The 7,156-nt window shown below is 70.6% G+C and carries 8 protein-coding genes; 4 read left to right on the forward strand and 4 right to left on the reverse strand.

Annotated features, from left to right (window positions below):
- Positions 1–121 precede the first annotated feature (121 nt).
- From FPZ41_RS25485 to FPZ41_RS25495, 3 genes are read left to right on the forward strand one after another with little or no spacing between them, the layout of a single operon-like run.
- Positions 122–1,045 carry an ABC transporter ATP-binding protein gene (locus tag FPZ41_RS25485; protein WP_152866022.1) on the forward strand — a complete coding sequence of 308 codons (924 nt, stop codon included), beginning with the start codon at positions 122–124 and terminating at the stop codon, positions 1,043–1,045.
- The gene (locus FPZ41_RS25490) at positions 1,042–1,836 is read left to right on the forward strand and encodes an ABC transporter permease (RefSeq protein ID WP_152866023.1); all 795 of its coding nucleotides are present in this window, start codon (positions 1,042–1,044) and stop codon (positions 1,834–1,836) included. The genes FPZ41_RS25485 and FPZ41_RS25490 overlap by 4 nt, the downstream gene beginning before the upstream one ends.
- Before the next feature lie 57 nt (positions 1,837–1,893).
- Positions 1,894–2,901 (forward strand): COX15/CtaA family protein, encoded by a 1,008-nt coding sequence (locus FPZ41_RS25495; RefSeq protein WP_152866024.1) that lies wholly within the window; start codon positions 1,894–1,896, stop codon positions 2,899–2,901.
- A gap of 87 nt (positions 2,902–2,988) precedes the next feature.
- On the opposite strand, the gene FPZ41_RS25500 is transcribed toward FPZ41_RS25495, so the two are convergent.
- From FPZ41_RS25500 to FPZ41_RS25515, 4 genes are all read right to left on the reverse strand, one after another.
- Positions 2,989–3,741, reverse strand: a complete 753-nt coding sequence (locus FPZ41_RS25500; RefSeq protein WP_152866025.1) for a nucleotidyltransferase domain-containing protein — start codon at positions 3,739–3,741, stop codon at positions 2,989–2,991.
- Positions 3,742–3,799: 58 nt separating this feature from the next.
- Positions 3,800–4,909, reverse strand: a complete 1,110-nt coding sequence (locus FPZ41_RS25505) for an amidohydrolase family protein (RefSeq protein ID WP_152866026.1) — start codon at positions 4,907–4,909, stop codon at positions 3,800–3,802.
- Positions 4,910–5,146: 237 nt separating this feature from the next.
- Positions 5,147–5,503 carry a hypothetical protein gene (locus FPZ41_RS25510; protein WP_152866027.1) on the reverse strand — a complete coding sequence of 119 codons (357 nt, stop codon included), beginning with the start codon at positions 5,501–5,503 and terminating at the stop codon, positions 5,147–5,149.
- 92 nt (positions 5,504–5,595) lie between these two features.
- The gene (locus FPZ41_RS25515) at positions 5,596–6,561 is read right to left on the reverse strand and encodes a heme o synthase (protein WP_322620708.1); all 966 of its coding nucleotides are present in this window, start codon (positions 6,559–6,561) and stop codon (positions 5,596–5,598) included.
- Between the two features lie 436 nt (positions 6,562–6,997).
- On the opposite strand from FPZ41_RS25515, the gene FPZ41_RS25520 reads away from it, so the two are divergent.
- Positions 6,998–7,156, forward strand: a 159-nt coding sequence (locus FPZ41_RS25520; protein ID WP_322620709.1) for a hypothetical protein, incomplete at its 3' end; no start/stop codon positions are given.

Raw genomic sequence — 7,156 nt, forward strand, 5'->3', positions numbered from 1 at the left:
ACCACGGTTCTTACGGGGGCCTGCCGGACCATGCCGGCACCGTCTCCCACCTCCCCCGTGAGGGCGGCGTCTTCGCCCCCGCCCGCCAGGCGCTCCGATCGCGTCCCTAGACTTGGCGCCCATGCAGAGTGAGCCCGTGGTCCAGGTCCGTTCCCTGGTGAAGCGGTACGGCGGGAAGACCGCGGTGGACGGCCTCGACCTGGTGGCCAGAGCGGGCGTCACCGCCGTGCTCGGGCCCAACGGGGCGGGCAAGACGACCACGGTCGAGACCTGCGAGGGATACCGGAAACCGGACTCGGGGACGGTACACGTGCTGGGCCTCGACCCCGTACGACAGGCCGGTGACCTGCGCCCGCGCATCGGTGTCATGCTCCAGTCCGGCGGCGTCTACTCGGGCGCGCGGGCCGACGAGATGCTGCGCCACGTGGCGAAGCTCCACGCCCACCCCCTGGACGTGGACGCGCTGATCGAGCGGCTCGGCCTCGGCTCCTGCGGCCGCACCACGTACCGCCGTCTCTCCGGCGGCCAGCAGCAGCGTCTCGCCCTCGCCATGGCCGTGGTGGGGCGGCCCGAACTGGTCTTCCTCGACGAGCCGACCGCCGGTCTCGACCCGCAGGCCCGCCGGGCGACCTGGGACCTGGTGCGCGACCTGCGCGCGGACGGCGTCTCGGTCATCCTGACCACCCACTACATGGACGAGGCCGAGCAGCTCGCCGACGACGTCGCGATCATCGACGCCGGCCGCGTCATAGCCCAGGGCTCCCCGGAGGAGCTGTGCCGGGGCGGTGCCGAGAACACCCTGCGTTTCACGGGACGGCCCGGCCTCGACGTGGGCTCCCTGCTGAAGGCGCTCCCGGCGGACTGCACCGCGGCGGAGCTGACGCCGGGCGCGTACCGCATCGTCGGCAAGGTCGATCCGCAACTGCTGGCGACGGTCACCTCGTGGTGCGCGCAGCACGGGGTGATGCCGGAAAAGATCTCGGTGGAGCGGCACACCCTCGAAGACGTTTTCCTGGAGCTCACTGGCAAGGAGTTGCGCGTATGAGCGTGAGTGAGAGCGCGCGTACGAGTACCGCGAAGACGTACGCGCCGAAGCCCGGGGCTGCCCCGCTGTCGCGAATGATCGGGGCGCAGGCGGCGCTGGAGACGAGGATGCTGCTCCGCAACGGAGAGCAGCTGCTCCTGACGGTCGTGATCCCGACGCTGCTGCTCACTCTGTTCAGCACCGTGGACATCGTCGACACGGGCTCCGGTGAGGCCGTCGACTTCCTCGCGCCCGGAGTGCTGGCACTCGCCGTGATGTCGACGGCGTTCACCGGCCAGGCCATCGCCACCGGTTTCGAGCGCCGTTACGGCGTGCTGAAGCGGCTCGCCTCGTCACCGCTCCCCCGCTGGGGGCTGATGGCCGCCAAGACGCTCTCGGTACTGGTCACGGAGATCCTCCAGGTCGTCCTCCTCACGGTGATCGCCTTCGCCCTGGGCTGGTCACCGCACGGCAACCCCCTCGCCGTACTCCTGCTCCTGGTCCTCGGAACGGCCGCCTTCTCCGGGCTCGGTCTGCTGATGGCAGGCACGCTCAAGGCGGAGGCCACGCTGGCGGCGGCGAACCTGGTCTTCCTGCTGCTGCTGGTGGGCGGCGGTGTGATCGTGCCGCTGGACAGGTTCCCGGAGGCGGCCGGGACCGTCCTTGGGCTGCTCCCCATCTCGGCGCTGTCGGACGGCCTGCGGAGCGTCCTCCAGCACGGCGCCGGCATGCCGTGGGGCGATCTCGGCATCCTGGGCGCCTGGGCGGTGCTCGGACTGGGCGCGGCGGCGCGCTTCTTCCGCTGGGAGTGAGCCCCCGGGCGGAAGAGGGCCACCCCTCGTGAAACCGTGCACAAGCGGCGGCCTACCATGGGGCGCGTGCCAAAAGTGACCCGCGCCGACGCCACAGCCTTCGTGCGCAACCCCCTCGCCTTCATCGCCGAACGCTGGACACCGGCCCCCGGGACGGTTCAGCGGGCGGCCCTCGCCGCGCTCGTCATGTCGGTGGTCATCGTGGTCACCGGCGGTGCCGTCCGCCTGACGGGCTCCGGTCTCGGCTGCCCGACCTGGCCCAAGTGCACCGAGGACTCGATCACCGCGACCAGCGCGATGGGCATGCACGGCGCCATCGAGTTCGGCAACCGCATGCTGACGTACGTGCTGTGCGCCGCGGTCGGCTGGGCGATCATCGCCGCCCGCTCGCAGAAGCCGTGGCGGCGGAGCCTGACGCGGCTGGGCTGGGCCCAGTTCTGGGTCGTCATGGGCAACGCGGTCCTCGGCGGCATCGTCGTCCTGGTGGGCCTCAACCCGTACACGGTCGCCGCGCACTTCCTGCTCTCCACGGCCCTCATCGCGGTCGCCACCGTCATGTGGCAGCGCACGCGCGAGAGCGACACGGCACCACGCCCGCTGGTCGGCAAGGCCGTGCAGCAGCTCGTGTGGGTCCTGGTCGCCGCGACGGTCCTGCTGATCGCCGTCGGCACCGTCGTGACCGGGGCGGGCCCGCACGCCGGCGACTCCAGCGATGTGGAACGCATGCCGCTGGACTGGGAGAACGTCAGCAGGCTGCACGCCGTCCTGGCGTGGATCGTGGTCACCCTGACGTTCGCCCTGTGGTTCGTCCTCAAGGCGGTCGCCGCCCCCAAGGACCCGCTCGACCGCACCCGCGACCTGTTCCTGGTCCTGCTCGCGCAGGGCGTCATCGGCTACGTCCAGTACTTCACCGACCTGCCCGAGGTGCTGGTGGGCGCGCACATGCTGGGCTCCTGCCTGGTGTGGATCGCCACACTGCGGGTGCTGCTGTCGCTGCGGGAGCGGCCGGAGGTCATGGCGGACATGCCGGGGGCGTCGGCGGAAGCGGTGCCCACGCGCGCGTGAGTGCGGAAGCGGTCCCCACGCGCGCGTGAGTCACGCGTAGTCCCGTGAGTCACGCGTAGTCCCGTGAGTCACGCGTAGTCCCGTGAGTCACGCGTAGTCCCGTACGAGAGCGTCGATCGCCGGGCCGAGGTACCCCCTGGTCAGCCTGGACCTGCGGGCCGTCCACTCCTCGCCCGGCGCGGCCACCCGGCTCTCGTACCGCCGTCGTCTGACGTCCTCGACCACCTCGACGGGAGCGCCCAGGCCGGGCAGCAGGTCGAGGGCCTCCTTCTTGGTGATCAGCCGCCCGTCCTTCAGGGTCACCGCGGCCCGGGCGTACGTGACGAGCCCGAGGTCGACCCAGACGTCCTGAGCCCAGGCATCGGCCTTGTCCACGGCCTTGCGCCAGAACTCCCTCTGGTCCTGTACGACAAAGGCGGTCAGCTCACTGTCCGGCACGGCCGGGAGCAGGCCCTCGGGCGACTCGCCGTGCAGGACCAGCCCGAAGGTGTGCAACTCGCGCCGGGTCACCGGGGTGACGGTCCGCTTGAACAGCTCCTCGTGCGCCCAGGTGAGGTGCCGGCGCCCCGCACCGGCCGCCCTCGCGGGGGTCAGATAGGTGCAGTGCAGCTTGTCGACGAGCGGCTCGTTGCGCAGGCGGGCGTGCAGTCGCGCGACCCGCCACACGGTTCTCGCCGTGATCGGATCGTCCAGGACCGCGATCAGGTCCAGGTCGCTGCGGCCTTCCTGGTAGTCGCCCCCGCCGAGCGAACCGTGGGCCCATACGGCTACGGGCGCCAGGTCGCGCAGTTCGGTGAGGAAGCGGTCGAGGAGGCGGTCGGTCGCGTCGCTTCGGGTCATGCGAGAAGTGTGCAGTCCGGACGGCCACTCCCGCCCGTAACACCCCTTACCGTTCCGGTCACTTCTCCAACTCGTACACCCGCCGGGCGTTCCCCGCCGCGATCAGTCCCGCCACCCGCTGCGCGTCCGCCGACGACCACGAGCCCTCGGCCACCCATGTCCCCAGCACCCGGGCCAGCGATTCCCGGAACAGCAGGGCGCCCACCACGTGGAGTTCGGGCAGGCCGCGGGCGCCGCTGGAGAAGAGGAGCTTGCCGAAGGGGGCCAGTTCCAGGACCTCGGCGAGGACGGCTGCCGCGCGCGCCCCCGTGCGGACGAGCTCGGCGCCCAGGTCGGCGTACACGTGGGGGAAGACCCCGGCGAGGTGGGCCGCGTGGCGGTGGTAGGGGTAGCCGTGCAGCAGGACCAGGTCGGTGCCCAGTCCGGCGGTGGCGCGGGCGAAGTCGGTGAGGAGGACGGGGTCCGCGCTGTCGATGCGCGGGCCGGCATCTCCGAGGCCGGCGTGGAGCTGGAGGGGCAGGCCGGAGGCGACCGCGACCCAGAGCAGGTGACGGAGCAGGACCGGGTCGGTGAGCGTGCCGCCGACCCGCCGGTCCGCGAGCCAGCGCCCGGCCGCGCCCCGCACCTCCCCGGGCCCCGGCGGCTCCGGCGCGAGCGCCAGACCGTGCCGTGCGGCTGCCAGGGAGGTGAAGGCGACCGCGTTCGCGGCGGCTCCGTGCACCGACTCCGCGAGATTGGTGAGAAAGGACTCGACCGTGCCGGAGGTGTCGGCGACCTGCTCGGCGAGGAGTTCGAGGCGGACGATCTCATGGGCCTCGGCCCCGCCCGCGGAGGCCATCTCACCGGGCCCCGTGAGATCGCCGGGCAGGCCCGTGTCGACGAGGTACGTGGTGACGCCGCTGCCCCGCAGCAGCCGCCGCCCGGCCTCCAGCACGCCCAGTTCACGGCGTCGGGCGAGGTAGCGGGCGGGCGGGCAGTGCGGCTCCAGGCCGAGCAGGGGCGGGCACCAGCGGCGTACCGCGAAGCCGGTCTGCGTGTCGAAGAACGTGGTGCCGGGTGCGGGCAGGGCCTCACCGCGTGCGAGCTGGGCCTCGAACGTGCCGAGACCCAGCTCCGTCCGCAGGGTGCCGTGGCAGTACTGGTCCACCAGGGACGGCGTTTCGATCATCCGGACTCTCCCGCGTAGACGCTGCGCTGGCTTACAGGTCCTAACGGGTGAACCGGTGGCTGGGTGTTGCTCTCACGTGACGGACCGTGGGAGCGATCGTTCGTGGGGGTGATCTGGTTCGGCGGCTGAGGGTCGTCGAGGGCTGGTCGCGCCCACGTGGCGGAGCCGCACATGGATGCAGCCCCGCGCCCCTTAAAAGCAGTTCCTCGCGCCGCTTGAAAACGGGGCGCGGCCTCCTCAGCCGTTGCGGGGGCCGCCCAGCTGGATGCCCGCCATCCGCGCCCATTCGTACGGGCCGGTCTTCACCTTGGCCGCGAAGTCGCCGTCGAAGTCCTCGTGCACGGTGACTCCGGCCCTCTTCACGGCCTGCTCGGCGATGGCGTACGTGGGGGCCACGAGGTCGCCCCAGCCTCCGTCGTCCCCGACCAGCACGATGCGGGCGCCGCGCCGGCCGATGTACGCGACCTGCGCCTCGGCCCCGCCGTGCGCCTTGGAGAAGGAGCCGATCTGCTTGGCGAGCCGGGCCGCCGTGCGCTCGGCCTTCGTGGATTTCCTGGCGCCCGTGCCCTCGTCGGCCTGCTGTGTGTCTGCCATGGCCAGGATGCTACCCACGAGTAGAACAAACGGCGACGGGCGGGCTGCGTGGCCTTGACCACGCAACCCGCCCGTCGGCGACAAACCGGGTGTCACCGGAGGAAGGGATCCACCGCCACCGCCACGAACAGGATCGACACGTAGGTGATCGACCAGTGGAACAGCCGCATCTCCTTGAGCTTGCCCCCCGTCACCTCGGCCTTCGCGCGGTTCATCAGACCGTGCGCCTCCCACAGCCACACGCCGCCGGCCACCAGCGCGACCGCCGTGTAGAACCAGCCCGTGTAACCGAGCGGGGTGAGCAGCAGCGAGACCGCGACCATCACCCAGCTGTAGATCACGATCTGCCGGGCGACCACCTTGTTGGAGGCGACGACCGGAAGCATCGGCACACCCACGCGCGCGTAGTCGTCCTTCACCTTCATGGACAGCGGCCAGTAGTGCGGCGGCGTCCAGAAGAACATCACCAGGAAGAGGATGACCGGCGCCCACGACATGGAGTTGGTGACGGACGACCAGCCGATCAGCACCGGGAGGCAGCCGGCGATGCCGCCCCACACGATGTTCTGCGAGGTACGGCGCTTCAGGATCATCGTGTACACGACGACGTAGAAGAGGAGCGCGCCCAGCGCGAGCCAGGCCGACAGCCAGTTGACGGTCAGGCCGAAGAGCAGGGTGGAGATGACCGCGAGGGAGATGCCGAAGGCGAGGCACTCGCGCGGGCTCACCATGCCGGTGACCAGCGGCCGCTGCGAGGTGCGGTCCATCAGCGCGTCGATGTCCCGGTCGATGTACATGTTCAGCGCGTTCGCGCCGCCCGCGGACAGGTACCCGCCGACGCAGGTGAGCAGCACCAGCTTCAGGTCCGGCACGCCCTGTTCCGCGAGGAACATCACCGGCACCGTGGTGATCAGCAGAAGCTCGATGATCCGCGGCTTGGTCAGCGCCACGAACGCTTTGACGCGGGCCCCGAACGGCCGCTGGCCCCGGCTGCTGCCCGTGCTGCTCGCCCCGGATAGCACTCCCGGTGGACGGGATTCGACGGCCGTCACGTACACCCCTGACAGAGACATCCCAGCGAGCACCGGTGTGAACAGCCGGTAAAGGCTCGCGCGTACTCACGGAACTGTATCCGCTGCCCGAACCGCGCCCTTCGTGGGGGTGGGGTCGTGTTGGGGAGGCCGCGGGCGGAGAGGGTACCGGCACCCTCCGCGACGGGTGTGCCGCCATTCGCGCAAAGAGCCGAATGCCACTCGATTGAGCGCTCAGACGTCGTGCTCCGTATTCACGTGTCGACTGCGGAACCCATGAGTCTCAACATGCGGAATCCGCCGGTCGGGAGGCGAATCCCGGACGGTCCCGGCAGTCTGGAATGACTGTGGAATGACTCTGGAATGACTCGAAAAAATGCGCGTTCTTCCAGGGGTAGGCTCGACAGCGGCCGGTGCCGCCGAGACACCGGCATGGACATGTGGAGAGGAGCCCTGACTCAGGGTGAGCACCAAGCCGACCACTACAAATCTCGCGTGGACCGAGTTGGACACGCGGGCCGTCGATACTGCCCGCGTTTTGGCCGCCGATGCCGTCCAGAGGGTCGGTAACGGCCATCCGGGTACGGCGATGAGCCTTGCGCCTGCCGCGTACACCTTGTTC

The organism is Streptomyces acidicola, assembly GCF_009377235.1.
Classification (GTDB): Bacteria; Actinomycetota; Actinomycetes; order Streptomycetales; family Streptomycetaceae; genus Streptomyces; species Streptomyces acidicola.